The sequence below is a fragment of the Staphylococcus sp. HMSC072H03 genome, assembly GCF_001809305.1.
In the GTDB taxonomy this organism is placed as follows: domain Bacteria; phylum Bacillota; class Bacilli; order Staphylococcales; family Staphylococcaceae; genus Staphylococcus; species Staphylococcus hominis.
The window spans coordinates 18,987-44,301 of the sequence record NZ_KV796872.1 but is presented as its reverse complement, the minus strand read 5'-3'; the positions used below and the strand labels follow the sequence as shown (position 1 = coordinate 44,301).

Sequence of the window (25,315 nt, the reverse complement as noted above, 5' to 3'; positions counted from 1 at the left end):
TAGATGAGTATCAAGATACAAATAAAGCACAATATACACTTGTTAAATTACTTGCAAGTAAATTTAAAAATTTATGTGTTGTAGGTGATTCTGATCAATCAATATATGGATGGCGTGGTGCAGATATTCAAAATATATTATCTTTCGAGGAAGACTATCCTGAAGCAAAGACCATTTTCCTAGAACAAAATTATCGATCAACAAAAACCATTTTAACAGCTGCAAATGAAGTGATTAAACATAATACTGAACGGAAGCCTAAAGGGTTATGGACTGCAAATAATGGTGGAGAAAAGATTAAATATTATGAAGCGATGACTGAACGTGACGAAGCAGAATATGTAGTTCGTGAAATTATTAAACATCGTAAGTCTGGAAAAGACTATAATGATATGGCAATTTTGTATCGAACAAATGCACAATCACGTGTGTTAGAAGAAACATTTATGAAATCAAATATTCCTTATACGATGGTTGGAGGCCAAAAGTTCTATGATCGTAAAGAAATCAAAGATCTATTAAGTTATTTAAGAATAGTAGCAAATAGTAATGATGATATTAGTCTTCAAAGAATTATTAATGTTCCTAAAAGAGGGATAGGACCATCATCAGTTGATAAAATTCAACGATATGCACTAGATAACAATATTAGTATGTTTGATGCATTAGGAGAAGTGGATTTTATAGGGCTCTCTAAAAAAGTAACTCAAGAATGTATACAATTTTATGAAATGGTTCAAAACTTAATTAAAGAACAAGAATTTTTAGAAATTAGTGAGATTGTTGAGGAAATACTTGAAAAATCAGGATATCGTCAAATGTTAGAACATGAACAAACAATTGAATCACGTAGTCGTCTTGAAAATATTGATGAATTTATGTCTGTACCTAAAGACTATGAAAAAGATACACCTTTAGAAGAACAATCATTGATTAACTTTTTAACTGATTTATCACTTGTCGCAGATATTGATGAAGCACAAATTGATAGTGGTGTAACGTTAATGACCATGCATTCTGCAAAGGGATTAGAGTTCCCAATTGTATTCTTAATGGGTATGGAAGAATCACTTTTCCCTCATATTAGAGCAATTAAAAGTGATGACGAACATGAGATGGAAGAAGAAAGACGAATTTGTTATGTAGCCATCACACGTGCAGAAGAAGTGTTATATATTACACATGCAACTTCTCGTATGTTATTTGGACGTTCACAAGCAAATCTACCATCACGCTTCTTAAAAGAAATTCCTGAAGAATTATTAGAAACACCAGCAAAATCAAAACGACAAACAATCACTTCTAAGTCAACTACATCGTCAAAACGTGGTTTTAGTAAACGTACGACTTCTACTAAAAAACAAGTATCTGCTTCAGATTGGAAGGTAGGAGATAAAGTGACACATAAATCATGGGGCGAAGGTATGGTGAGTAATGTAAGTGAAAAAAATGGCTCTGTTGAATTAGATATTATATTTAAATCTGAAGGTCCTAAGCGTTTATTAGCTCAATTTGCGCCTATCGAAAAAAAGGAGGATTAGTAAATGGATAACATTCAAAATCGTGTCAATGAACTGCATGATTTATTAAATCAATATAGTTACGAATATTATATAAAAGATAATCCTTCTGTACCTGATAGTGAATATGACAAATTATTACGTGAATTAATTGACATTGAAAATGCACATCCTGAACTAAAAACTGACGATTCTCCAACAGTTAGGGTTGGTGGAGAAGCTCAATCATCATTTGAAAAAGTAAATCACGAAACACCTATGCTTAGTTTAGGTAATGCTTTTAATGAAGAAGAACTAAGACGTTTTGATGAACGTATTCGAGAACATATTGGTAAAGTGGAATATATGTGTGAGCTAAAAATTGATGGTTTAGCAGTTTCTTTAAAGTATGAAGATGGACGATTTGTGCAGGGATTAACGCGAGGAGATGGTACCACAGGAGAAGATATTACAGAAAATCTACGTACTATTCATGCGATTCCTCTTAAAATTAAAGAACCTTTAAATGTCGAAGTTCGTGGAGAAGCATATATGCCACGTCGTTCCTTTATGAGATTGAATGATGAGAGAGAAAAAAATGAAGAACAACCATTTGCTAATCCACGTAATGCAGCAGCAGGTTCTTTAAGACAATTAGATCCTAAATTAGCTGCTAAACGTAAACTAAGTGTCTTTTTATATAGTGTAAATGATTTTACAGATTTTAACGCTACTACTCAAAGTGATGCATTAGATGAATTAGATCGTTTAGGTTTTAAAACTAATCATGAACGTGCACGCGTAGAAGATATAGAGGGTGTACTAGAATATATTAAAAAGTGGACTAAACAACGTGAACAGTTATCTTATGATATTGATGGAATTGTTATTAAAGTGAATGATCTTGATCAACAAGACGAAATGGGATTTACTCAAAAATCTCCACGTTGGGCAATAGCTTATAAGTTTCCAGCCGAAGAAGTTGTCACAGAACTTAAAGATATTGAATTAAGTATAGGACGTACTGGCGTCGTTACACCGACAGCCATTTTAGAACCTATTCGTGTTGCGGGTACTACAGTTTCAAGAGCATCGCTTCATAATGAAGATTTAATTAAAGAACGTGATATTAGAATCGGTGATAGCGTTATAGTGAAAAAAGCTGGAGATATTATTCCTGAAGTCGTAAGAAGTATTATTGACCGTCGTCCAAATGATGCAAAACCATACCGTATGCCAACGCATTGTCCAAGTTGTGGTCATGAATTAGTGCGTATTGAAGGAGAGGTTGCGCTTAGATGTATCAATCCAAAATGCCAAGCTCAACTTGTGGAAGGATTGATTCATTTTGTTTCTCGACAAGCGATGAATATAGACGGACTAGGAAATAAAATTATTCAGCAACTGTATCATCATCAACTTATTAAAGATGTAGGTGATATTTTCTATTTAACTAAAGAAGATTTATTGCCTTTAGAACGAATGGGTACAAAAAAAGTAGAAAACTTATTAAGCGCTATTGAACATGCAAAACAAAATTCTTTAGAACATTTATTATTTGGTTTAGGTATACGACATCTTGGCGCCAAAGCAAGTCAAATTTTAGCAGAGAAATTTGAAACCATGGATCGTTTACTTAAAGTAACAGAAGAAGAACTGATAGCGATTCATGATATTGGAGATAAATTAGCACAATCTGTAGTAACGTATCTAGATAATGAGGATATTAAAGCACTTATTGAAAAATTAAAAGATAAAAATGTCAACATGACATATAAAGGTGTTAAATCCTCTGAAATTGAAGGACATCCAGAATTTCAAAATAAGACTATTGTTCTTACTGGAAAATTACAACAAATGACACGTAAAGAAGCAACAACATGGTTAGAAATGCAAGGTGCTAAAGTAACAAGTAGTGTAACTAAAAGTACAGATTTAGTAATAGCTGGTGAAGATGCTGGCTCAAAATTGTCTAAAGCTGAACAATTTGGTACAGAAATATGGTCCGAATCACAATTTATTGAAAAACAAAATGAAATATCAGAATAGAGGAGAACGTAATGAAGCGGTTATTATTATTAGTTATAACGTCGCTTATGATATTGACAGCGTGTGGCAATGGGAATGATAAAAATAGTCAGTCAAATAATAAGCAACAAGAACAAAATTCAAATAATGTAAAAACAGTTGCCACTGATCAAGAAGTTCAAGGAGATAATTATCGTACAATCTTACCATTTAAAGAAAGCCAAGCTCGTGGAGTATTACAAGATAATATGGCTAATAGCTATAACGGTGAAGATTTCGAAAATGGTTTATTACATCTAAGTAAGTCTGTATTTCCAACTGATAATTTTTTATATCAAGATGGGCAGTATTTAGACAAAAATACAGTTAACGCATATTTAAATCCCAAGTATTCTAAAGACGAAATTGATAATATGAGTGAAAGTGAAAAGGAATCAAAAAAAGCTACTGAAAATTTAGGTCTTAATCCATCACATGATGGAGAAACTAAACCAGAAAAAATAGCAGAAAGTTCTCCTGCTTATTTATCTAATATCTTAGAACAAGATTTTTATGATACAAATGATACAAAAGGAAAAACAATTAAAGGCATAACAATTGGTCTTGCTATGAATAGTGTCTATTATTATCAAAAAGAAAAAGATGGAGAAACATATAGCAAATCGCTAGATAATAAAGAAATTGAAAAACAAGGTAAAGCAATGGCTCAAGAGTTACTTACACGCCTTAGAGCAAATAAAGATTTGAAAAATATTCCAATTCACTTTGCAATATATGTTCAATCGAGTCAAGATGCAATTACGCCAGGACACTTTATTGCTAATACTACTGTTGATGACAAACAAACTAAAATTAATAAATGGAATAAAATTGATGAGATTTCAGCACTTTTACCTTCAACAGAAGCAGAAAAATATGACAAAAATCTAAATAATAATTTTAAGCAATTTAATGATGATCTTCAATCTTATTTCTCTAATTTTACTCAAGCAATTGGAAAAGTGAAATTTGTAGATAAGAAACCTAATAAACTAGTGATTGATTTGCCAATCGATTACTATGGTCAAGCTGAAACAATAGGAATTACACAATATGTAACAGAACAAGCTAAGAAATATTTTGATAATATAGATAGTTACGAAATTCGTATAAAAGATGGTAACAATTCAAGAGCACTTATTAGTAAAACAAAAGATGACAAAGACCCACAAGTCCATATTTATAGTAATTAATCAAAAAGAGGTTGTGACACGTCGTGTCACAGCCTCTTTTTGATATTCAATAAATTAATTTATTTTTCGCGAACAATGGTTTTAACTTGATTTAACTGTTGTTCAATAGAATAGTTTGATTTATAGGTGAAGATGCTAACAAGGTATGTAACGATTACACTACTAATAAAACCAGGTATAATTTCATACATACCAAATAGTTCATTAATATTAGCAAGTGGTTTAACCCAGACAATCCAAATAATGACTACGAGAGCTCCAGCAATCATACCACTTATCGCACCCGCACGTGTTAGTTTTTTCCAATATAAAGAAAAAAGAACAAGTGGACTAAACGCTGCACCAAAACCAGCCCAAGCATTTCCGACTAGGTTTAATATAGTGTCATTAGGAGACCAAGCAATAGCAAGAGCTACAATGGCCACAGCTAACACAGATAATCTGCCTACAAGTACAAATTCTTTTTGATGTGACTGAGCATGTTCTTCACCGCGAATGAGCTTATAGAAATCTTCTGTAAGTGAGCTTGAAGTCACTAATAATTGTGAAGAAATTGTACTCATAATAGCAGCTAGAATGGCAGCAAGTAAGAATCCACCTACTAAAGGATGGAAAAGAACTTGGCTCATTATAATAAATAATGTTTCTGGATCGTCCATTTTAATATGATTTTTCGAAATAAAAGCAATTCCAGTTAACCCTACACCCACAGCTCCAAGTAAACCTACAATCATCCAACTTATTCCTAAGCGTCGTGCTTTAGGTAAAAGTTTGTGAGATTTAATAGACATAAATCGTACAATAATATGAGGCTGACCAAAATAACCTAATCCCCATGCAAATAATGAAATCATACCTAAAAAAGTAGTGCCTCTAAATAAATCCATATTAGTTGGTTTCATTTCAGCTACTTGATGGAATGTATCCCATCCACTAAGTTGCATCAAAGCAACTATTGGTACCATTACCATTGCGATAAGCATAATAACCCCTTGGAAAAAGTCAGTAATAGAAACAGCTAAATATCCTCCGAAAAAGGTATATAAAATGACAATAATTGCGACTGAAATAAGTCCCCAATGATAATTTAATCCAAATGCGCTTTCGAATAATTTACCTCCAGAAACGAAGCCAGAGTGCGTATATAAAGTGAAAAAAATAACAATAATAAGACCAGAAATAATTTTAATGATATTATGTTTATCATTAAGACGATTTTTGAAAAAATCAGGGAGCGTAATTGCATCTCCAGCAACTTCTGTATATACTCTAAGCCTTGGTGCAACAACTAGATAGTTAACATAGGCACCAATAGTTAAACCAATCGTAATCCATATTGCCGATAAACCTGTGCTATAAACTGACCCTGGAAGTCCCATAATCATCCAACCACTCATATCTGAAGCACCGGCTGATAAAGCAGTAATATATGGGCCTATATTTCTCCCACCTAACATATACTCACTTAAATTGCCGGTTGCCTGTTTATAACCATAGTAACCAATCACTAGCAGAATAATAAAATAGATTGCAATCATAATATAAGTCTGCCAGCTTGTGTTAGCATGAGTACCTAAATTTGCACCTAATACAAACATTGTAATTACCCCCTTTAAAACTTTTAAATTTATATTTTTCAACAACATTGTACTGAAAAAAGAAATGACGATTTTTAAATTAGTTACATGTAATATTATACAATGATATTTATAGATTAGAGAAGTAAAATTTTATCTATAAATAACAGTTTATTTCAATATAATGATAAGCGTTAACAAGAATTATAGTATAGATAAAAAATAATTCATTTTATTATATAACGTTAATATTAATAAATTATTAATAGAAATTAATGTATATTTATAGATAACTATATAAATGAGTTACATAAGAAAGTTATTTTAATACTTAACTTTGCTAAGAATAGTTAATACACTGAGTATAATAAATATTTAGATTTTTAACTGAAAATTTGATACAATTTTATGATGAATGAGTAATAAGGAGGCTTTTTTAATAATGACTAAAGTTACACGCGAAGAAGTTGAACATATAGCACATTTAGCAAGACTTCAAATTTCTCCTGAAGAAACTGAAGAAATGGCTAATACACTTGAAAGTATCTTAGATTTTGCAAAGCAAAATGATTCAGCAGATACTGAAGGTGTGGAACCAACATATCATGTCTTAGATTTACAAAATGTGTTACGTGATGATAAAGCAATCGAGGGTATTCCTCAAGAACTTGCATTAAAAAATGCGAAAGAAACAGAAGACGGTCAATTTAAAGTACCAGCTATCATGAATGAGGAGGACGCTTAAGATGAGTATTCGTTATGAATCTGTTGAAACACTTTCAGAAATGATTAAGAGTAAAAAAATTAAACCTTCTGAAGTAGTTAAAGATATTTATGATGCTATTGAAGAAACAGATCCAACAATTAAATCATTTTTAGCTTTGGATAAAGAAAATGCAATTAAAAAAGCTAAAGAATTAGATGAGTTACAAGCTAAAGATCAATTTGAAGGTAAATTATTTGGAATCCCAATGGGAATTAAAGATAATATTATCACTAAAGATGTCGAAACAACTTGTGCAAGTAAAATGTTAGAAGGTTTTGTACCGATTTATGAATCAACAGTGATGAATAAATTACATCAAGAAAATGCAGTGTTAATCGGCAAATTAAATATGGATGAATTTGCAATGGGTGGTTCTACAGAAACATCTTATTTCAAAAAAACTGTCAATCCATTCGATCATCAAGCAGTTCCAGGAGGATCTTCTGGAGGTTCAGCTGCAGCAGTAGCAGCAGGACTAGTACCATTTAGTTTAGGGTCTGATACTGGTGGATCAATCAGACAACCAGCTGCATATTGTGGTGTAGTAGGTATGAAACCTACATATGGCCGTGTATCACGTTTTGGTTTAGTTGCTTTTGCATCTTCATTAGATCAAATTGGGCCAATCACTCGTAATGTTAAAGATAATGCGATGGTATTAGAAGCAATTGCAGGTGCAGACAAAAATGACTCTACAAGTGCACCGGTTGAAGACGTTGATTTTACTTCTGAAATTGGTAAAGATATCAAAGGTCTTAAAATTGCACTTCCTAAAGAATACTTAGGAGAAGGTGTTAGTGAGGAAGTAAAAACCTCTGTAAAACAAGCAGTAGAAACATTAAAGTCACTTGGTGCAGAAGTTGATGAAGTATCATTACCAAACACTAAATATGGTATTCCTTCTTATTATGTAATTGCATCATCTGAAGCATCTGCAAACTTAGCACGTTTCGATGGTATTCGTTATGGCTATCATTCAAAAGAAGCGCAAACATTAGAAGAATTATACAAAATGTCTCGTTCTGAAGGCTTTGGAGACGAAGTTAAACGTCGTATCTTCTTAGGTACATTCGCATTAAGTTCTGGTTATTATGATGCATTTTATAATAAATCTCAAAAAGTTAGAACATTAATTAAAAATGACTTCGATAAAGTATTCGAAAATTATGATGTTGTTGTAGGACCTACAGCTCCAACAACAGCGTTTAATTTAGGCGAAGAAATTGATGATCCTTTAACAATGTATGCAAATGACTTATTAACTACGCCTGTTAACTTAGCTGGTTTACCTGGCATTTCTGTGCCATGTGGCCAATCAAACGGACGTCCAATAGGTTTACAATTTATTGGTAAACCATTTGATGAGAAAACATTATATCGTGTGGCATATCAATATGAAACACAATTTAACTTACACGACGCATACGAAAAATTATAAGGAGTGGAAATAATGCATTTTGAAACAGTTATCGGACTTGAAGTTCACGTTGAATTAAAAACAGACTCAAAAATGTTCTCTCCATCACCAGCGCATTTTGGGGCTGAACCTAACTCAAACACTAATGTTATTGATTTAGCTTATCCGGGTGTCTTACCTGTTGTAAATAGAAGAGCAGTAGATTGGGCGATGCGTGCGTCAATGGCTCTAAACATGGACATTGCTACAAATTCTAAATTTGATCGCAAAAACTATTTTTATCCAGATAATCCGAAAGCATATCAAATTTCTCAATTTGATCAACCAATCGGTGAAAATGGATATATTGATATTGAAGTTGATGGTGAAACGAAACGTATTGGTATTACTCGTCTTCATATGGAAGAAGATGCTGGTAAATCAACTCATAAAGATGGTTACTCTTTAGTAGACTTAAACCGTCAAGGTACACCATTAATAGAGATTGTATCTGAACCAGATATTCGTTCTCCTAAAGAAGCATATGCTTATTTAGAAAAATTACGTTCAATTATCCAATATACTGGTGTATCTGATTGTAAAATGGAAGAAGGTTCACTACGTTGTGACGCTAATATCTCATTACGTCCTTACGGTCAAAAAGAATTCGGTACTAAAACTGAATTGAAAAATCTAAACTCATTTAACTATGTTAGAAAAGGTTTAGAATACGAAGAAAAACGTCAAGAAGAAGAATTATTAAACGGTGGTACGATTGGTCAAGAAACACGTCGTTTTGATGAATCTACTGGTAAAACTATTTTAATGCGAGTTAAAGAAGGTTCTGATGATTATCGTTACTTCCCAGAACCAGATATTGTACCTTTATATGTCGATGATGAGTGGAAAGAACGTGTGCGACAAACCATTCCAGAATTGCCTGACGAACGTAAAGCTAAATATGTTAATGAACTAGGCTTACCTGAATATGATGCACATGTATTAACCCTTACTAAAGAAATGTCTGATTTCTTTGAAGGTGCGATTGAACATGGCGCAGATGTTAAACTAACATCTAACTGGTTGATGGGTGGCGTTAATGAATATCTTAATAAAAATCAAGTAGATTTAGAAGATACAAAATTAACTCCTGAAAATCTTGCTGGAATGATTAAGCTTATTGAAGATGGAACAATGAGTAGTAAAATTGCCAAAAAAGTATTCCCAGAATTAGCTGAAAATGGTGGAGATGCTAAACAAATTATGGAAGATAAAGGTTTAGTTCAAATCTCAGATGAAGCTACACTATTAAAATTTGTTAATGAAGCTTTAGATAATAATCCACAATCTGTTGAAGATTATAAAAATGGTAAAGGCAAAGCTATGGGCTTCTTAGTGGGTCAAATTATGAAAGCTTCAAAAGGTCAAGCTAATCCTCAAAAAGTCAATCAATTATTAAAACAAGAATTGGATAAAAGATAATAGCTCATCTCATATGAGGTATTAAATATAAGTTTAAGATAAACTGTTCACAAAGTGTTTGAGATTGTGAACAGTTTTTTATTCATATTTCTAAAGAAAAGGATATTGGATTTCAATAGGATAGATAAGCAAAGTATTTAGTTTGTTCCTAGTGTCAAAAGAATGAGATATTCTTTACTTCGGTTAGTTTATTACAACAATTGTACAACAAAATGATACCTACAAAAATTTAAAAGAATGGGTATAAATACTTTTAACTCATTCATAAATCATTTAATATAGTGTTATGTAATAAAAAGTAGAGGGATAACTTATGAGAAAACGAGCAAGAATCATTTATAATCCAACTTCTGGAAAGGAGCTATTTAAACGCACTTTACCAGATGTTTTAATAAAATTAGAACGTGCAGGTTATGAAACAAGTGCTTATGCAACTGAACGAGAAGGAGATGCTACACTTGAAGCGGAACGTGCACTTGAACAAAACTATGATATTATTATAGCCGCTGGCGGTGATGGCACTTTAAATGAAGTTGTAAATGGAATTGCTGAACAACCCAATAGACCTAAATTAGGTATTATACCTATGGGTACAGTGAATGATTTTGGACGAGCTTTACATTTACCAAATGATATTATGGGTGCAGTAGATGTTATTATTAAAGGTCATACGACAAAAGTAGATATTGGAAAAATGAATAACCGATATTTTATAAATTTAGCTGCTGGAGGTAAGCTCACGCAAGTATCCTATGAAACACCTAGTCGCTTAAAATCTATTGTTGGACCTTTTGCATATTATATAAAAGGTTTCGAAATGTTGCCGCAAATGAAGGCAGTCGATTTGAGAATTGAATATGATAATGAGGTATTCCAAGGAGAAGCACTATTATTCTTACTAGGGCTTACCAATTCAATGGCAGGCTTTGAAAAACTTGTACCTGATGCTAAGTTAGATGATGGGTATTATACTTTAATTATCGTTGAGAAAGCAAACTTAGCTGAATTAGGCCATATCATGACATTAGCTTCTAGAGGTGAACATACCAAACATCCTAAAGTAATATATAAAAAAGCAAAATCAATTAATATTTCATCATTTACAGATATGCAATTAAATGTAGATGGAGAATATGGTGGTAAATTACCTGCAAACTTTTTAAATTTAAAACAGCATATTGAAGTTTGTACGCCTAAAGATATTTATAATGATGAGCTATCTGAAAATCATTAAAGTATTTAAGAATTAAACGAATTAGGGAAAATGAAATAAGAAGTTAAAAAGAGGTTATCTATAATTTCTGGTTTGAAAAGGTAAGAAGTTATACGTACCTCTTTTTCATATGGAGTGAAAAAATAATAGTGATGATTAATAAAAATGATGTAATAAAAGGAAAAGTGATAGATTTAACGCATGAAGGACATGGTGTGATTAAATTAGATCGTTATCCTATTTTTGTTCCTAATGTGTTAATTGATGAAGAAGTAGAGTTTAAGGTAATTAAAGTAAAGAAAAACTTTGCTATTGGTAAACTATTAAAAGTACTAAAACAAAGTGAGCAAAGAGTAACACCTCCTTGTATATATTATGAGAAATGTGGAGGATGCCAGTTACAACATATGTCTTATGAATCTCAGCTAAAAATGAAAAAACAACAAGTTGTTAATTTATTTCATAAAAAGGCGAAATTAGAGGAAACAGTGATTCACGATACTATTGGTATGAATCATCCATGGCGGTATAGAAATAAATCCCAGCTTCCTGTAGGTAAAGATAAAAATAATAAAACGATAATGGGATATTATCGTCAAAGAAGTCATGACATCATTGATATGGATAGTTGCTTAATTCAAGATGAAAAACAACAAGAACTAATGAATGATATAAAACAGTGGTTAAATGAATTGAATGTAAGCATTTATAATGAAAAAAATAAAAAAGGGTTATTACGTCATGTAGTCATTCGAACAAGTCATTATACAAATGAAGTTATGATTATATTTGTAACAAATGGTTCTAAATTTAAAGAAGCTGAAACGCTAGTACATAGACTAACAGAGGTATATCCTGACATAACAAGTATTAAACAAAATATTAATAATTCACATTCAAATGTCATAATGGGTAAGCAATCGATGACTTTATATGGAAAAGATAAAATTACAGATAAGTTAAGTGAAACTATTTTTGAAATTAGTGATCAATCGTTTTATCAAATTAATTCTGTTCAAACAGAAAAATTATATCAGAAAGCTATTGACTATGCTCAATTAAGTGGAAATGAAATTGTTTTAGATACATATTGTGGTATAGGAACGATTGGGCTTTACATGGCACCAGTGACTAAACATGTATATGGTGTCGAAATTGTGCCATCAGCTATTGAAGATGCCAAGCAAAATGCTTTAATTAATCATTTTGATAATACAACGTTCGAATGTGGTAAAGCAGAAGAAGTGATAATTGAATGGAAACAAAAAGGAATAGAACCTGATGTTATCATGGTCGATCCTCCACGAAAAGGATGCGATCAAGTCTTTATAGAAACATTATTAGAGTTAGCCCCTAAGCGCATTATCTATATTTCATGTAATCCTTCAACACAACAAAGAGATGCTCAACTTTTAGCTAATCTATATCATTTAAAAGAAATAACACCAGTCGATATGTTTCCACATACAACACATATTGAAACTGTGGCCTTATTCGAAAGAAAAACAGTGTAATTAAATTAAAGTAAATGAGGAGAAGTTTATTAAAATAAGATTACAAAGGGTTTAAGTTATTTATAATCGCTTTCATTCTAACACTTCTACATGTATACTATGAAAGAGTTTTAGTGAAATGAGTGGAGGTTGACAGATGCACAAAATTGATTTATCACACAATCGAATCAAAATATCAAAATTACTTACCATTCAAGTTGTTATGATGTTATTTGCAATTTTATTTACATATAAGTGGGCAGTTAATTATGTTGATATTATTGAACAACGTTTTTTGACAAATGTCATTTATGGAATACTTGGTTTTATTGGAGTATTAATTATTCACGAATTAATACATAAATGTTTATTTTTTATCTTTTCTAAAGGACAGAAACCACAATTTAAATATAAAAATGGAATTTTGCTCATTTATTTGTCATCTAAATACTTTAATAAATGGCAATTTTGTGCAGTCATGCTTGCACCATTAGTAATCATTACAATAGGGTTAATGATTTCATTTTACCACTTTGCTTACTCTTCTATTATATTTATATCAAGCATACACATCGGATATTGTTTGATTGATATATATCTAGCAGGTATAACAATTATTAACAAATTTAAATATATTCGTTCTACTGATGAAGGTATCTTTATGTATCATCATTTGCCTATATCTATAAATAATGACTATGAATAAACATCTGCATAAGTCTTAATATTATTATAAATGCATTTATAAAGTGTTTTCTTTTAGGGTGCAGTATAATAGTATTGAGGCTTATTTTATTTAAAAAGGAGTGAGACAATGACAGAAAGGAGAATCGTTCATATTGATATGGATTGTTTCTACGCTCAGGTAGAAATGAGAGATAATCCTAAATTACAAGGAAAACCTGTCATTGTAGGTGGAAAAGCAAGTCATCGAGGAGTCGTTTCAACCGCTTCATATGAAGCACGTAAATATGGTGTTCATTCAGCAATGCCTATGTCGCAAGCACATAAACTATGTCCAAATGGGTACTATGTTAGAGCAAGATTTGATGTATATCGTGAAGTTTCAAGTAAGATAATGGAAATTTTTAAACAGTATACTGAAATTGTAGAACCTTTAGCACTAGATGAAGCGTATTTAGATATTACTCATTTAGTTAAACCTCATCGATCAGCATCAAAAATTGCTTCAAACATACGTAAAGATATCTTCAATAAAACAGGTTTAACGTCTTCTGCTGGTGTTTCTTATAATAAATATTTAGCTAAATTAGCTAGTGGAATGAATAAGCCTAATGGAATGATGGTTATTCATTATCAGAATGTGCATGACATACTAATGAACTTAGATATAGGTGATTTTCCAGGCGTTGGAAAAGCTTCTAAAAAAATCATGCATGAACATGATATTTATACTGGTAAAGATTTATATAGCAAATCGGAATTTGAATTGATTCGCTGGTTTGGAAAAAAAGGACGAGGACTTTATCAAAAAGCAAGAGGCATTGATGATAGTGAAGTAAAAGTAAGTAGGATTCGTAAGTCAGTAGGAACCGAACGTACTTTTTCAACAGATATTAATGATGATAAAGAGATTCTACAAAAAATATGGGAACTTTCTCGTAAAACATCTGAACGATTAACTCAATTGCAAAAGTCTGGCACAACAGTTACTGTCAAAATTAAAACGCATCGCTTTGAAACTTATTCTAAACAAAGAAGTTTGAGAGAAGCGGTAAGTAAAGACATTGATATTTATAATATAGCTTATGATTTATATCATGAATTAAAAGACCCTGATGTACCTATCAGATTAATTGGTGTTACAGTAGGTCATCTAGAGCAATCAACATATCAAAATATGACCATTTATGATTTCATTTAAAGATAGAAATAGATAAGATGTTTTAAATTATCTATTTCTATCTTTTAAATTTTTACCATGAAATTGAAGCACACTTTGTAAGCTATCATAGTGTTTTAATAATCTATAAGTAATCATTGCGCAAGCTTTTGCGTCATTCAGGGCATCATGATGGCCATGAAAATTTAAGTTGTAATGGTTCATTAGATGTTTTAATCCATATCGATAAGCTTTGATCGTACGTCTAGCAAGTTGATATGAGCAGAAATAGGTAAGTGAGGGAACAGCTATGTTTAAATGTTTTAAGCTTTGATGTAATACACCCATATCAAAAGCAGCATTATGTGCCACTACGGGTAATTGATTTATAAATTGCAACATATATGGAAAGACTTCTTTAAAATCTGGCGCACCTTTAACATCCTCAGGATGAATACCATGAACATGAATATTTGTTTCCGAAAAATAGTCATGAGGATTAACAAGCGTGTAAAACGTTTCGACTATTTCGTTATCTACTACTTTTACCATGCCAACAGAACAAATACTTGTTCTTTTTTTATTTGCAGTTTCAAAATCCAAAGCTATAAATGAATTTTTAAGCATTCTATATTCCTTTCTAAATATTTAAAATGAATTATTCACAGTTTAACAGAAAGTACGATTTAAATATAAATAATTGCTTTTTTCATAATCTATAGATAACAGAGTAAAAAATAGATACGGAATTTAAAGGGAAAAAGTTATAATTAGAAGTGTATTTTGTTACTTTTAATTAAGAATATTTTTTGTTACTTTAGATACATGATATAATTACTCGAGTGAATTATGCGAGGAGGAAAGACATGAGACAATGGACAGCAACACACTTGGCTAAACTAGCACGCAAGATAAGTATCGCAGCAGGAAAAAAAGGAACTGATTTACCAGGTCAAATTGCTCGCAAAGTAGATCAAAATATTTTACGAAAGTTAGCTTCACAAGTTGATGATATTGTTTTTATCAGTGGAACAAATGGTAAAACAACAACTTCTAATTTGATTGGGCACACTTTAAAAGCAAATAATATTGAAATTATACATAATAATGAAGGTGCTAACATGGCTGCTGGAATTACTTCGGCATTCATCATGAAAAATGTAAAAGATATTAAAGTAGCGGTCATTGAAATTGATGAGGGTTCAATTCCAAAAGTATTAAAAGAAGTTACACCTTCAATGATGGTATTTACTAATTTCTTTCGTGACCAAATGGATCGATTTGGTGAAATTGATATTATGGTTAATAATATTGCAAAATCAATTAGTAATAAAGGGATTAAATTAATTTTAAATGCCGATGATCCATTTGTAAGTCGTTTGAAAATAGCGAGTGATACAATTGTATATTACGGAATGAAAGCCCATGCACATGAATTTGAACAAAGTACTATGAATGAAAGTAAATATTGTCCGAATTGTGGTAGATTATTAACTTATGATTATACCCATTATAATCAATTAGGACATTATCATTGTGAATGTGGATTTAAGCGTGAAACACCTAAATATGAAGTTTCACAATTTGAGGTGCAACCATTTATTGATATGGATGTGAACGATGCGCACTTTGAAATGAAAATTGCTGGTGATTTTAATGCTTTTAATGCACTTGCTGCATATTCAGTATTAAAAGAGTTAGGCTTAAATAATGATGCAATTCGTAAAGGATTTAAAACATACACTTCAAATAATGGTCGAATGCAATACTTTAAGCGTGGTCAAAAAGAAGCAATGATTAATTTAGCTAAAAATCCTGCTGGCATGAATGTGAGTCTATCAGTCGGAGATCAACTTAAAGAAAAAAAAGTATATGTTATCAGTCTGAATGATAATGCTGCTGATGGCAGAGATACATCTTGGATTTACGATGCGGATTTTGAAAAGTTACGTAATCAAAATATAGAAAAAATTATTGTAACGGGTACAAGAGCAGAAGAATTACAACTTAGACTGAAATTAGCTGAAGTAGATGTTCCAATTATTTTAGAGAAAGATATTTATAAAGCTACAGCTTTAACTATGAATTATGCAGGCTTTACAGTAGCGATTCCAAATTATACGTCACTTTCACCTATGTTAGAACAACTTAATCGCTCATTTGCAGGAGGACGTTAGATATGTACGAATTAACAGTTTTTCATTTTATGTCGGACAAATTAAATTTATATAGTGATATAGGAAATATTATTGCTTTAAAACAGAGAGCAAAAAAACGCAATATTAATTTAAAAGTTATCGAAATTAATGAAACTGAGGGAGTTACATTAGAAAATTGCGATATTTTCTTTATTGGTGGGGGTAGTGATAGAGAACAAAGTATCGCTACTAAAGAGTTAAGTAAAATTAAAACAATATTAAAAGATGCAATAGAAGATGGAATGCCAGGTTTAACCATTTGTGGTGGATATCAATTTTTAGGTACTAAATATATTACTCCTGATGGTACAGAGTTAGAAGGACTTGGAATTTTAGACTTTTATACAAAATCAAAAACAGATCGTTTAACAGGGGATATCGTAATTAAAAGTGATACATTTGGAACAATAGTAGGTTTTGAAAATCACGGTGGTCGTACATATCATAACTTTGATACATTAGGTCATGTGGTAACTGGGTATGGAAATAATGATGATGATAAAAAAGAAGGTATTCATTATAAAAACTTATTAGGAACTTACCTGCATGGCCCTATATTACCGAAAAATCATGAACTTACTGATTATTTATTAGAGAAGGCATGTGAACGTAAAGGGATTCCATTTACACCTAAACAGTTAGATAATCCTGAAGAAGAAGCTGCGAAATATGTTATTATTGAACGTTCAGAAAAATAAAAAAACGTTGGATGACTTGAATTATTTCAATTCATCCAACGTTTTTTTTTATGCTTTAACAAATCGATTATCTAGTAAATTATAGATAAGTAAAATTTCATAAATAACATGACTCTTAATTTGATTCTTATCGAATTCTTCTAATATTTTGACTGAAGATTTTAAAGTAGATACAGACTTAGATTCTCTTTTAAAAACTCCATCTAAAGGAATATTGTTGATACTATTACTAATTTTTATAATTGCCATTTTTTCCTCAGTAGTAAAACAAATATTTACGTTTTTTGGTAAATAAATAATATTTGATAAATGTGTAGCAAGAAGTCTATCAATATATGCTCTATTTGACATATCTTTTAATTGTTTCCATTTATCTTCGTTATTTTTATGATAGCGTAATTCATCTCGTTGATAATTCATTAAAGTATCTGTTTTTTTATTCATATCAGATAAGGTTGCTAATGATGTATTACTATTATCTGAATCAAATTTTCCTAATAATAATTCATGACATCTAGAAGCGAATAGTTCATACAAATTATTTTCTGAATGAATTAAGTTCTCTTCGATTTGATGATAATATTTAGGCGGTAATACGAAAAAATTTACTAATCCAGCAGTTACTAGACCAATTAAAGCTGTTAAGAGTCTTGAGAAAAAATTAAAAAGATAGGCTTCATGAATACCAGGTATCATAGCAACTGAAGTTAATACTGCAACAGTTGTACCAACTTGGAGATTTAATTTTGTACACGCTAAAATAGTAAAAATAGCACTAAAGGTGTAAGTAAATGGAGATTGATCGCCGAAGATATAAGTAAAAATAACTGCAAACAATGCACCTATGACGGTAGCAGGAAGTCGACGATAACCTTTTCGTAAAGAAGCTTTAGCAGTTGGTTCAATCGAAACAATTGCTGTTAAAATAGCAAATATAGGAGTTAAGTTTAATAGTAAACAAAATAAAGTTGTTAGAAAAGTAGCTAGACCCGTTTTTATTGTTCTAGCGCCTATAATATGTTTATACCATTGATTCATATTGTTAAATCCTCTCAAAGAACGAACGTGATGATTATAATGTTAGAATAAGTTTAATATCAAGTTTGATGTAGTGAGACATCAAGTCAGTAGATATTACATTTCTTATTTAGTATATCAAAAAATTTTTGGTATAATAAGGTGGAATATTTTTTAAAAAGGAACGGGATAATATGATTGTAAAAACAGATGAAGAATTACAAGCGTTAAAAGAAATAGGATATATATGTGCAAAAGTGCGAGATACAATGCAAGAAGCAACTAAACCTGGTATTACTACAAAAGAATTAGACAATATCGCTAAAGAATTATTTGAAGAACATGGTGCAATCTCAGCACCTATTCATGATGAAAAATTCCCAGGTCAAACTTGTATTAGTGTTAATGAAGAAGTCGCTCATGGAATACCTGGTAAACGTGTTATTCGTGAAGGGGACTTAGTTAATATAGATGTTTCAGCATTAAAAAATGGATATTATGCAGATACTGGCATTTCTTTTGTAGTAGGAGAAGCGGATAACCCTTTAAAACAAAAAGTATGTGATGTAGCACTTGAAGCATTTGATGCAGCAATGGCTAAAGTAAAACCAGGTACAAAACTAAGTAATATTGGTAAAGCGGTACATGCTACAGCACGTAAAAATGATTTAACTGTTATTAAAAATTTAACAGGTCATGGTGTAGGACAATCTTTACATGAAGCGCCAAGTCATGTTATGAATTATTATGATCCTAAAGATAAGACGCTTTTAAAAGAAGGCGTAGTCATTGCAGTAGAACCTTTTATTTCATCTAAAGCAACATTTGTTACTGAAGGCAAAAATGACTGGGCATTTGAAACTAAAGATAAAAGCTTTGTGGCCCAAATTGAGCATACTGTCATTGTTACGAAAGATGGTCCGATGTTAACAACAAAAATTGATTAAGAAAAATGAAGTTGAAAAGAAGTCATTTTGATGTCGTCGTCCCATACTGATAATGATTCCACAACATAGAGATGTTCCATAAAGAACGTCTCTATGTTGGGATTCAGCGTCTCTGATGATGTTGAAAAAACTTGTGATAAAATGTATTTTCAAGAATTATTAGTATATTAAAAAGAGTCCGGAACATAAAGTTTCTGGATAAATGAAAAAAGACAATTTCTATGCCTAAGACAACAATGATGTCTTAGGCTTTTTTATGACCAACGTTGTTCTACTTTGCCAAATTTCCAAATAAGAGTGGACATAAAACATGTAATCAAAAATAAAGCTACCAAAAAATAGCTTAATTAGTCAAAGCGAATCGACTGAACAATATTACAAAATACACATTTTACTGAAACACCTAAAAGAATAGACTTTAAAAACACAACACCAAATAATAAATAGTTAGTATCAGCGATAAATGAAAAACTAAATTTGAACATGTGAAGTAAAAAATGTTTAAGATATATGGATACCACCTTAAATCACTCTTTTCAATAGTATTCAACTCATATCCTTATTTTTAAATTAAAATTAATCGTACTTAAGTATGAGAAGAAAATGGTTCCTAGGACTATATTAAGTAAGATTCCACTCATTTATAATAAAGTTTAGTAAACAACGAGGTGGTTCTATGAATTATTTAGATTTATATTTACAACACTTTTTAAAAATAATTATAAAAAATAATATTAATGATTATCGTTCATTATTAGATGATAAGCTTCAGAGTATGGAACGATATATAAAATATTTAAAAAATAAAAAAGAAAAAATCAATACTTTAATTGACAGTTTATCTGCTACACTAGAGAATAAGTATATTGATATGATAAATATGTACAATATAAAGAATGCTCAGGAAGTTCATAATAATGAAATAGATTTATTAAAACAACGATTAGATAAATTTGAAGCATATTATGCCAAAATTGAAGCTAGTATTCATCGTTGTACGAAAGAACGTATTGCTGCAGAAGAACAATATGCAATAATTGAACAAATGAGTTATGTAGCTTAATTAAAATCAGGAGGCGACACATTGACACGTAAATATATATCTACTGAATTATTAATTATTTTTACAGCGCTAATGATTATCGCTAACTTTTATTACATCTTTTTTGAAAAAATTGGATATTTATTTATTTTATTATTAGGATGTATATTAATTTATGTAGGGTACCTTTACTTTCATAAAGTAAGAGGGTTATTGGCGTTTTGGATAGGAGCACTACTCATAGCGTTTACCTTGTTATCCAACAAATATACGATTATTATTTTATTTATATTTTTAGTAATAATCATTATTAGATACTTAGTTTTTAAATTTAAACCTTTGAAGATTGTGGCCTCGGAAGAAGAAGTGACCTCTCCTCAATTTATTAAACAACGTTGGCTAGGTGAACAACGTACTCCAGTATATGTATATAAATGGGAAGATGTGCAAATTCAACATGGGGTTGGAGATATTCATATTGATATGACAAAAGCAGCAAACATCAAAGAAAATAATACGATTGTAGTTAGACATATTTTAGGTAAAGTACAACTGATTGTTCCAGTTAATTATAATATTAATCTTCACATGGCATCATTTTATGGTACCGCTTATATAAATGGAGAAGCATATAAAGTAGAAAATAATCATGTCCAAGTAGAAGAAAAACCGAAAGAAGAAAATTATAGTGTAAATATATATGTATCAACATTTATTGGTGATGTTGAGGTGATTTATCGATGAATCACTATTTAAGAGCAATAGGATCCATGCTTATTTTAGTGTATAGCATGCTAACTGCGTTTTTATTTATAGATAAAGTTTTTGTAAATATTATATATTTTCAAGGAATGTTCTATACTCAAATATTTGGTATACCTGTGTTTCTATTTCTTAATTTAGTGATTATTTTACTTTGTATTATCGTTGGCTCTGTATTAGCTTATAAAATAAATCAGCAAAATGATTGGATAAAGAATCAAATTGAACACGCCATTGAAGGTGAAACGGTAGGTATTAATGATAAAAACATAGAACTATATAATGAAACAATTGATATTTATCAAATGTTAGTGCCTTTAAATCAAGAATTACAGCGATTAAGAATCAAAACTCAAAATTTAACAAATGAAAACTACAATATGAATGACATTAAAGTAAAAAAAATTATAGAAGATGAGCGTCAGCGTTTAGCAAGGGAATTACACGATTCAGTAAGTCAACAACTTTTCGCAGCAAGTATGATGTTATCAGCGATAAAAGAAACAGAACTAGAACCACCCCTTAACCAACAAATTCCAGTACTTGAGAAAATGATACAAGAATCTCAATTAGAGATGCGAGCGCTGTTACTACATTTGCGACCTTTAGGACTCAAGGATAAATCATTAGGGGAAGGTATTAAAGATTTAGTCATTGATTTACAAAAGAAAGTACCTATGAAAGTCATTTATGATATACAAGATTTTAAAGTGCCTAAAGGAATTGAAGATCATCTATTTCGAATTACACAAGAGGCAATTTCAAATACATTAAGACATTCTGATGGAACTAAAGTGACAGTCGAATTATTTAATCATCAAGATTATTTATTATTAAGAATTCAAGATAATGGTAAAGGCTTTAACGTAGATGAAAAAGTAGAACAAAGTTATGGATTGAAAAATATGAGAGAACGTGCATTAGAAATAGGTGCAACGTTTCATATCGTATCTCTACCAGATTCAGGAACTAGAATAGAGGTAAAAGCACCTTTAACGAAAGAGGAGGGTTAATATGACGATTAAAGTATTATTTGTAGACGATCATGAAATGGTTAGAATTGGTATTTCAAGTTATTTATCTACTCAATCTGATATTGAAGTAGTAGGAGAAGGATCATCAGGAAAAGAGGCAATTGAAAAAGCACATACGTTAAATCCTGATTTAATTTTAATGGATTTGTTAATGAATGATATGGACGGTGTAGAAGCGACGACACAAATAAAAAAAGATTTGCCTCATATCAAAGTAGTCATGTTAACAAGTTTTATAGAAGATAAAGAAGTATATAGAGCACTTGATGCAGGGGTGGATAGTTATATATTAAAAACGACAAGTGCCAGTGATATTGCAGAAGCAGTTAGAAAAACATATCGTGGAGAATCTGTATTCGAGCCAGAAGTTTTAGTAAAAATGAGAAATAGAATGAAGAAGAAAGCAGAATTATATGAAATGCTCACTGAACGTGAAATGGAAATATTGTTATTAATTGCTAAAGGCTATTCTAATCAAGAAATTGCCAGTGCTTCACATATTACAATTAAAACAGTAAAAACACATGTGAGTAATATTTTAAGTAAACTAGAGGTACAAGATAGAACACAAGCGGTTATTTATGCATTCCAACATAATTTAATTCAATAATAAAAAGCTCCTTATAAAGAAGTCAAAAAATGACTATCTCATAAGGAGGTTTTTCGTTAAAAGTTTTCTTTTCTATAGCTATTTATCTTTATCAAATTTATCTTTAATTTTATCAACAAAAGAGTCTTGTTCACTATGTTTATCATTGGGTGTAGGATCCACATCATAATTTTTTTCATATTTAGATGATGCTGTAGAATCGTATTCATATTTTGTATTCTCATTGTAATGATTTTCATTATTATCATCATGTTTTAAGGCAGCTTCTTCAGGTGTAGAACCTTTAATGACATGTCTTTGATGAATAATTGCATTAATTTCAGCACCAATAATGATAATGAAACATGTAATGTAAATCCATAGTAATAAAATGATGATTCCAGCAAGACTACCATATGTTTTAGAATAGTTGCCAAAGTTAGATAAATACCAACCAAATGCAAATGATCCTAATAACCATACAATAGAAGTAAAGATTGCACCAGGATATACAGATTTAAACTTAGTTTTAACGTTAGGTGCTACTGAATATAATGTTAAGAATAAAATAATAATAACAATAAGTGGTAACAATATACGCACTAAATCAAATATCCAAGCGACTTGTTGATCTAAACCTAACGGACCAAATAGATGATCTTTAATAAAATTACCAAATGTAGGTAATGTTAGAGCGATAGCTAATACAATAGCCATAACAATTGTAAACAAAATGCTTAATAATTTAAGAACAATAGGATTACGAGCATCTTCAACATCATAAGCAACATTAAATGAATTCATAATTGCTGTCATACCATTTGATGCTGACCAAATAGCTAAAATCAAACCAACTGATAATAAGCTACCACTAGAGTTACTTGTAATATCTTTAAAAATTTTAGTAACAACGTCAGCAGTCTCAGCAGGAGCATTTTGACTAACTAAGTCTTTAATTTGCTGAGGATCAATTTGGAATAATGGTAATAAAGTTAATAAAAAGATTAACATTGGGAATAAAGCTAATACAAAGTGATACGTCATTTGAGCCGCTAAACCTGAAGCATCATCTTTACCAATACGATAAATAAGATAAGATAAAAAATTAGAATTTTTAGTGTATTTTGCAGGTTTATTCAACCTAGAAACGAAAAAAACTTGTTTATCTTTTTTAGGCTTCTTTGATTGAAATTCCTGAGGTTCTACGTATGTACGATCAACCTTTATTTTCTCTTTATTTTCTGTCTCTTTTTCCTTAATAGAGTTAAGGTACTTAGAGTTTGATTGATTTTTTTTTTGACATAGGCGTCTCCTTAAAAATTAATTCTAAAATAAAGGCAAAACTACCTAAGTAAAAAGGAATTTTGCCTTTATTTTCTGTCAATTATATTTGATTAGCTAAGACGATTGTTTTTACGATTTACAAATGTATCTTTAGCATCTTTAATTGATTTTTCTAATTCTGGATTATTACGACGAATTTCTTCGATCGTATCTTTCCAATACAATACTTCATTTTTAATTGAAGTAATTTTAGAAGGTTTACGAGAACGATTACCTTCTTTAATGTCTTTGAATGATTGTACTAATGCATTACGTGTTGATTTATCTGCTAAAGTAGCAGCTCCACCAACGATAGCACCAATAATAATACCTGGAACAAATTTGTTTTCCATTTTAGTTACCCCTCTTTCAAATTAGTATCTTTAACGATGAAATCTATTAAATTGTCACAAGATGATTGTACCATGTCATATACACCTTCAAAATTATTTGTGTAATAAGGATCAGGCACATCAGTCTCTTCCATGTTACTAAATTCTAGCAATTTGAACAATTGACCTTTAAGATTGGGATTAATTGATTTAATATTATCCACATTACTTTGGTCCATAGCGATAATATAATCAAAATCATCATCAGGTTCAAATAATTCACTAACAATACCATCAAAAGGTATATGGTGTTGTTTCAGAATTTTTTGAGTACCTTGATGAGGAGGTTCACCTAAATTCCAACGTCCAGTACCCCTAGAATGTACAATAACATCAGAAATACCGCGTTCTTTTAATCGTTGACGCATGATTGCTTCAGCCATTGTAGAACGACAAATATTTCCAAGACATACAAAAGCTACATCTACCATCTTGTACTCCTCCAAACTTTAATATATAAACTATTTTATAGTTATTTTTAACATTTATAAAGCCATAATTTTACTAATTTCTATAAAAGTTTAATAAATTTTTATACTTTGATAAAATATGATAATAAAGAGGTGAAACAAATGGCACAGAATAATGAACAAATGATTAAAAATATTCGAAAAAAATTAAATATTGTAAATCAATCTTTAATTAATCCAGAAAAATTTAAAGATACAGATACAAAGGATATTAAAGACATTCATGATTTTGTTATGTCTAAAGATTCATTTTCACCAAGTGAAATTACAGCAATTGCTGATGAATTAGGTAATTTACGTCACGAGTAAGGAGA

General features: G+C 30.6%; 24 protein-coding genes. 18 read left to right on the top strand and 6 right to left on the bottom strand.

The genetic code is table 11. The features are described from left to right. The 3 genes from HMPREF2578_RS01500 to HMPREF2578_RS01490 all read left to right on the top strand — a co-directional run. Nucleotides 1–1,541: 3'-5' exonuclease (locus HMPREF2578_RS01500; RefSeq protein ID WP_070508218.1), on the top strand; the 1,541-nt coding region annotated here is incomplete at its 5' end. 3 nt (nt 1,542–1,544) lie between these two features. Next, nucleotides 1,545–3,548: an NAD-dependent DNA ligase LigA gene (gene ligA, locus HMPREF2578_RS01495; RefSeq protein WP_017175244.1), complete on the top strand. Its 2,004-nt coding sequence runs from the start codon at nt 1,545–1,547 to the stop codon at nt 3,546–3,548. An 11-nt stretch (nt 3,549–3,559) separates the two neighbouring features. Then, entirely contained in the window at nt 3,560–4,759 is a 1,200-nt protein-coding gene (locus HMPREF2578_RS01490) for a CamS family sex pheromone protein (RefSeq protein ID WP_017175243.1), read from the top strand. 59 nt (nt 4,760–4,818) lie between these two features. On the opposite strand, the gene putP is transcribed toward HMPREF2578_RS01490, so the two are convergent. Beyond that, the gene (putP, locus tag HMPREF2578_RS01485) at nt 4,819–6,357 is read right to left on the bottom strand and encodes a sodium/proline symporter PutP (RefSeq protein ID WP_049379620.1); all 1,539 of its coding nucleotides are present in this window, start codon (nt 6,355–6,357) and stop codon (nt 4,819–4,821) included. Nucleotides 6,358–6,778: 421 nt separating this feature from the next. On the opposite strand from putP, the gene gatC reads away from it, so the two are divergent. From gatC to dinB, 7 genes are all read left to right on the top strand, one after another. Continuing rightward, on the top strand, nt 6,779–7,081 hold the full coding sequence (gene gatC / locus HMPREF2578_RS01480; RefSeq protein ID WP_002450027.1) for an Asp-tRNA(Asn)/Glu-tRNA(Gln) amidotransferase subunit GatC: 303 nt from the start codon (nt 6,779–6,781) through the stop codon (nt 7,079–7,081). A 1-nt stretch (nt 7,082) separates the two neighbouring features. After that, complete coding sequence (gene gatA / locus HMPREF2578_RS01475; protein ID WP_048761656.1) at nt 7,083–8,540, top strand: Asp-tRNA(Asn)/Glu-tRNA(Gln) amidotransferase subunit GatA; 1,458 nt, start codon at nt 7,083–7,085, stop codon at nt 8,538–8,540. Between the two features lie 12 nt (nt 8,541–8,552). Beyond that, nucleotides 8,553–9,980 (top strand): Asp-tRNA(Asn)/Glu-tRNA(Gln) amidotransferase subunit GatB, encoded by a 1,428-nt coding sequence (gatB, locus tag HMPREF2578_RS01470; RefSeq protein ID WP_017175240.1) that lies wholly within the window; start codon nt 8,553–8,555, stop codon nt 9,978–9,980. 313 nt (nt 9,981–10,293) lie between these two features. Continuing rightward, nucleotides 10,294–11,214 carry a diacylglycerol kinase gene (locus HMPREF2578_RS01465; protein WP_048761651.1) on the top strand — a complete coding sequence of 307 codons (921 nt, stop codon included), beginning with the start codon at nt 10,294–10,296 and terminating at the stop codon, nt 11,212–11,214. Between the two features lie 131 nt (nt 11,215–11,345). Further along, on the top strand, nt 11,346–12,707 hold the full coding sequence (rlmD, locus tag HMPREF2578_RS01460; RefSeq protein ID WP_070468361.1) for a 23S rRNA (uracil(1939)-C(5))-methyltransferase RlmD: 1,362 nt from the start codon (nt 11,346–11,348) through the stop codon (nt 12,705–12,707). A 136-nt stretch (nt 12,708–12,843) separates the two neighbouring features. Continuing rightward, nucleotides 12,844–13,392 carry a DUF3267 domain-containing protein gene (locus HMPREF2578_RS01455; RefSeq protein ID WP_017175237.1) on the top strand — a complete coding sequence of 183 codons (549 nt, stop codon included), beginning with the start codon at nt 12,844–12,846 and terminating at the stop codon, nt 13,390–13,392. Nucleotides 13,393–13,500: 108 nt separating this feature from the next. Continuing rightward, nucleotides 13,501–14,571: a DNA polymerase IV gene (gene dinB, locus HMPREF2578_RS01450; protein ID WP_049382581.1), complete on the top strand. Its 1,071-nt coding sequence runs from the start codon at nt 13,501–13,503 to the stop codon at nt 14,569–14,571. Nucleotides 14,572–14,598: 27 nt separating this feature from the next. Here dinB and HMPREF2578_RS01445 read toward each other — a convergent pair whose 3' ends face one another. After that, nucleotides 14,599–15,156, bottom strand: a complete 558-nt coding sequence (locus HMPREF2578_RS01445) for a 3'-5' exonuclease (protein ID WP_017175235.1) — start codon at nt 15,154–15,156, stop codon at nt 14,599–14,601. Nucleotides 15,157–15,395: 239 nt separating this feature from the next. Between HMPREF2578_RS01445 and HMPREF2578_RS01440 the strand changes: the two genes are divergently transcribed. Further along, entirely contained in the window at nt 15,396–16,706 is a 1,311-nt protein-coding gene (locus HMPREF2578_RS01440) for a lipid II isoglutaminyl synthase subunit MurT (protein ID WP_049415628.1), read from the top strand. Nucleotides 16,707–16,708: 2 nt separating this feature from the next. Next, nucleotides 16,709–17,425: a lipid II isoglutaminyl synthase subunit GatD gene (locus tag HMPREF2578_RS01435; protein WP_070508217.1), complete on the top strand. Its 717-nt coding sequence runs from the start codon at nt 16,709–16,711 to the stop codon at nt 17,423–17,425. 48 nt (nt 17,426–17,473) lie between these two features. Here HMPREF2578_RS01435 and HMPREF2578_RS01430 read toward each other — a convergent pair whose 3' ends face one another. Further along, nucleotides 17,474–18,463 carry an FUSC family protein gene (locus tag HMPREF2578_RS01430; RefSeq protein WP_048761636.1) on the bottom strand — a complete coding sequence of 330 codons (990 nt, stop codon included), beginning with the start codon at nt 18,461–18,463 and terminating at the stop codon, nt 17,474–17,476. Nucleotides 18,464–18,636: 173 nt separating this feature from the next. Here HMPREF2578_RS01430 and map point away from each other — a divergent pair, with 173 nt between their 5' ends. The 5 genes from map to vraR all read left to right on the top strand — a co-directional run bounded on the left by map (nt 18,637) and on the right by vraR (nt 22,837). Then, complete coding sequence (gene map, locus HMPREF2578_RS01425; RefSeq protein WP_017175231.1) at nt 18,637–19,389, top strand: type I methionyl aminopeptidase; 753 nt, start codon at nt 18,637–18,639, stop codon at nt 19,387–19,389. Between the two features lie 676 nt (nt 19,390–20,065). Next, nucleotides 20,066–20,452 (top strand): hypothetical protein, encoded by a 387-nt coding sequence (locus tag HMPREF2578_RS01420; protein WP_017175230.1) that lies wholly within the window; start codon nt 20,066–20,068, stop codon nt 20,450–20,452. Between the two features lie 21 nt (nt 20,453–20,473). Beyond that, nucleotides 20,474–21,175, top strand: a complete 702-nt coding sequence (liaF, locus tag HMPREF2578_RS01415) for a cell wall-active antibiotics response protein VraT (RefSeq protein WP_017175229.1) — start codon at nt 20,474–20,476, stop codon at nt 21,173–21,175. Beyond that, complete coding sequence (locus HMPREF2578_RS01410; RefSeq protein ID WP_017175228.1) at nt 21,172–22,206, top strand: sensor histidine kinase VraS; 1,035 nt, start codon at nt 21,172–21,174, stop codon at nt 22,204–22,206. The genes liaF and HMPREF2578_RS01410 overlap by 4 nt, the downstream gene beginning before the upstream one ends. A 1-nt stretch (nt 22,207) precedes the next feature. Beyond that, nucleotides 22,208–22,837: a response regulator transcription factor VraR gene (vraR, locus tag HMPREF2578_RS01405; RefSeq protein ID WP_002450048.1), complete on the top strand. Its 630-nt coding sequence runs from the start codon at nt 22,208–22,210 to the stop codon at nt 22,835–22,837. Between the two features lie 78 nt (nt 22,838–22,915). Here the strand turns inward: vraR and HMPREF2578_RS01400 are convergent, their stop codons facing one another. The 3 genes from HMPREF2578_RS01400 to HMPREF2578_RS01390 form a co-directional block, all read right to left on the bottom strand. After that, on the bottom strand, nt 22,916–24,076 hold the full coding sequence (locus HMPREF2578_RS01400) for a YihY/virulence factor BrkB family protein (RefSeq protein ID WP_070508216.1): 1,161 nt from the start codon (nt 24,074–24,076) through the stop codon (nt 22,916–22,918). A gap of 134 nt (nt 24,077–24,210) precedes the next feature. Continuing rightward, nucleotides 24,211–24,492, bottom strand: a complete 282-nt coding sequence (locus HMPREF2578_RS01395; RefSeq protein ID WP_002450075.1) for a hypothetical protein — start codon at nt 24,490–24,492, stop codon at nt 24,211–24,213. Between the two features lie 5 nt (nt 24,493–24,497). After that, entirely contained in the window at nt 24,498–24,962 is a 465-nt protein-coding gene (locus HMPREF2578_RS01390) for a low molecular weight protein-tyrosine-phosphatase (RefSeq protein ID WP_017175226.1), read from the bottom strand. A gap of 141 nt (nt 24,963–25,103) precedes the next feature. On the opposite strand from HMPREF2578_RS01390, the gene HMPREF2578_RS01385 reads away from it, so the two are divergent. Beyond that, entirely contained in the window at nt 25,104–25,310 is a 207-nt protein-coding gene (locus tag HMPREF2578_RS01385) for a DUF1128 domain-containing protein (RefSeq protein ID WP_002450082.1), read from the top strand. The last annotated feature ends 5 nt before the right edge of the window (nt 25,311–25,315 follow it).

Excerpts from the sequence above, each read along its gene's own strand:
- ligA (WP_017175244.1), top strand. The coding sequence starts at position 1,545 with ATGGATAACATTCAAAATCGTGTCAATGAACTGCATGATTTATTAAAT.
- HMPREF2578_RS01490 (WP_017175243.1), top strand. The coding sequence starts at position 3,560 with ATGAAGCGGTTATTATTATTAGTTATAACGTCGCTTATGATATTGACA.
- putP (WP_049379620.1), bottom strand. The coding sequence starts at position 6,357 with ATGTTTGTATTAGGTGCAAATTTAGGTACTCATGCTAACACAAGCTGG.
- gatC (WP_002450027.1), top strand. The coding sequence starts at position 6,779 with ATGACTAAAGTTACACGCGAAGAAGTTGAACATATAGCACATTTAGCA.
- gatA (WP_048761656.1), top strand. The coding sequence starts at position 7,083 with ATGAGTATTCGTTATGAATCTGTTGAAACACTTTCAGAAATGATTAAG.
- gatB (WP_017175240.1), top strand. The coding sequence starts at position 8,553 with ATGCATTTTGAAACAGTTATCGGACTTGAAGTTCACGTTGAATTAAAA.
- HMPREF2578_RS01465 (WP_048761651.1), top strand. The coding sequence starts at position 10,294 with ATGAGAAAACGAGCAAGAATCATTTATAATCCAACTTCTGGAAAGGAG.
- rlmD (WP_070468361.1), top strand. The coding sequence starts at position 11,346 with ATGATTAATAAAAATGATGTAATAAAAGGAAAAGTGATAGATTTAACG.
- HMPREF2578_RS01455 (WP_017175237.1), top strand. The coding sequence starts at position 12,844 with ATGCACAAAATTGATTTATCACACAATCGAATCAAAATATCAAAATTA.
- dinB (WP_049382581.1), top strand. The coding sequence starts at position 13,501 with ATGACAGAAAGGAGAATCGTTCATATTGATATGGATTGTTTCTACGCT.
- HMPREF2578_RS01445 (WP_017175235.1), bottom strand. The coding sequence starts at position 15,156 with ATGCTTAAAAATTCATTTATAGCTTTGGATTTTGAAACTGCAAATAAA.
- HMPREF2578_RS01440 (WP_049415628.1), top strand. The coding sequence starts at position 15,396 with ATGAGACAATGGACAGCAACACACTTGGCTAAACTAGCACGCAAGATA.
- HMPREF2578_RS01435 (WP_070508217.1), top strand. The coding sequence starts at position 16,709 with ATGTACGAATTAACAGTTTTTCATTTTATGTCGGACAAATTAAATTTA.
- HMPREF2578_RS01430 (WP_048761636.1), bottom strand. The coding sequence starts at position 18,463 with ATGAATCAATGGTATAAACATATTATAGGCGCTAGAACAATAAAAACG.
- map (WP_017175231.1), top strand. The coding sequence starts at position 18,637 with ATGATTGTAAAAACAGATGAAGAATTACAAGCGTTAAAAGAAATAGGA.
- HMPREF2578_RS01420 (WP_017175230.1), top strand. The coding sequence starts at position 20,066 with ATGAATTATTTAGATTTATATTTACAACACTTTTTAAAAATAATTATA.
- HMPREF2578_RS01410 (WP_017175228.1), top strand. The coding sequence starts at position 21,172 with ATGAATCACTATTTAAGAGCAATAGGATCCATGCTTATTTTAGTGTAT.
- vraR (WP_002450048.1), top strand. The coding sequence starts at position 22,208 with ATGACGATTAAAGTATTATTTGTAGACGATCATGAAATGGTTAGAATT.
- HMPREF2578_RS01395 (WP_002450075.1), bottom strand. The coding sequence starts at position 24,492 with ATGGAAAACAAATTTGTTCCAGGTATTATTATTGGTGCTATCGTTGGT.
- HMPREF2578_RS01390 (WP_017175226.1), bottom strand. The coding sequence starts at position 24,962 with ATGGTAGATGTAGCTTTTGTATGTCTTGGAAATATTTGTCGTTCTACA.
- HMPREF2578_RS01385 (WP_002450082.1), top strand. The coding sequence starts at position 25,104 with ATGGCACAGAATAATGAACAAATGATTAAAAATATTCGAAAAAAATTA.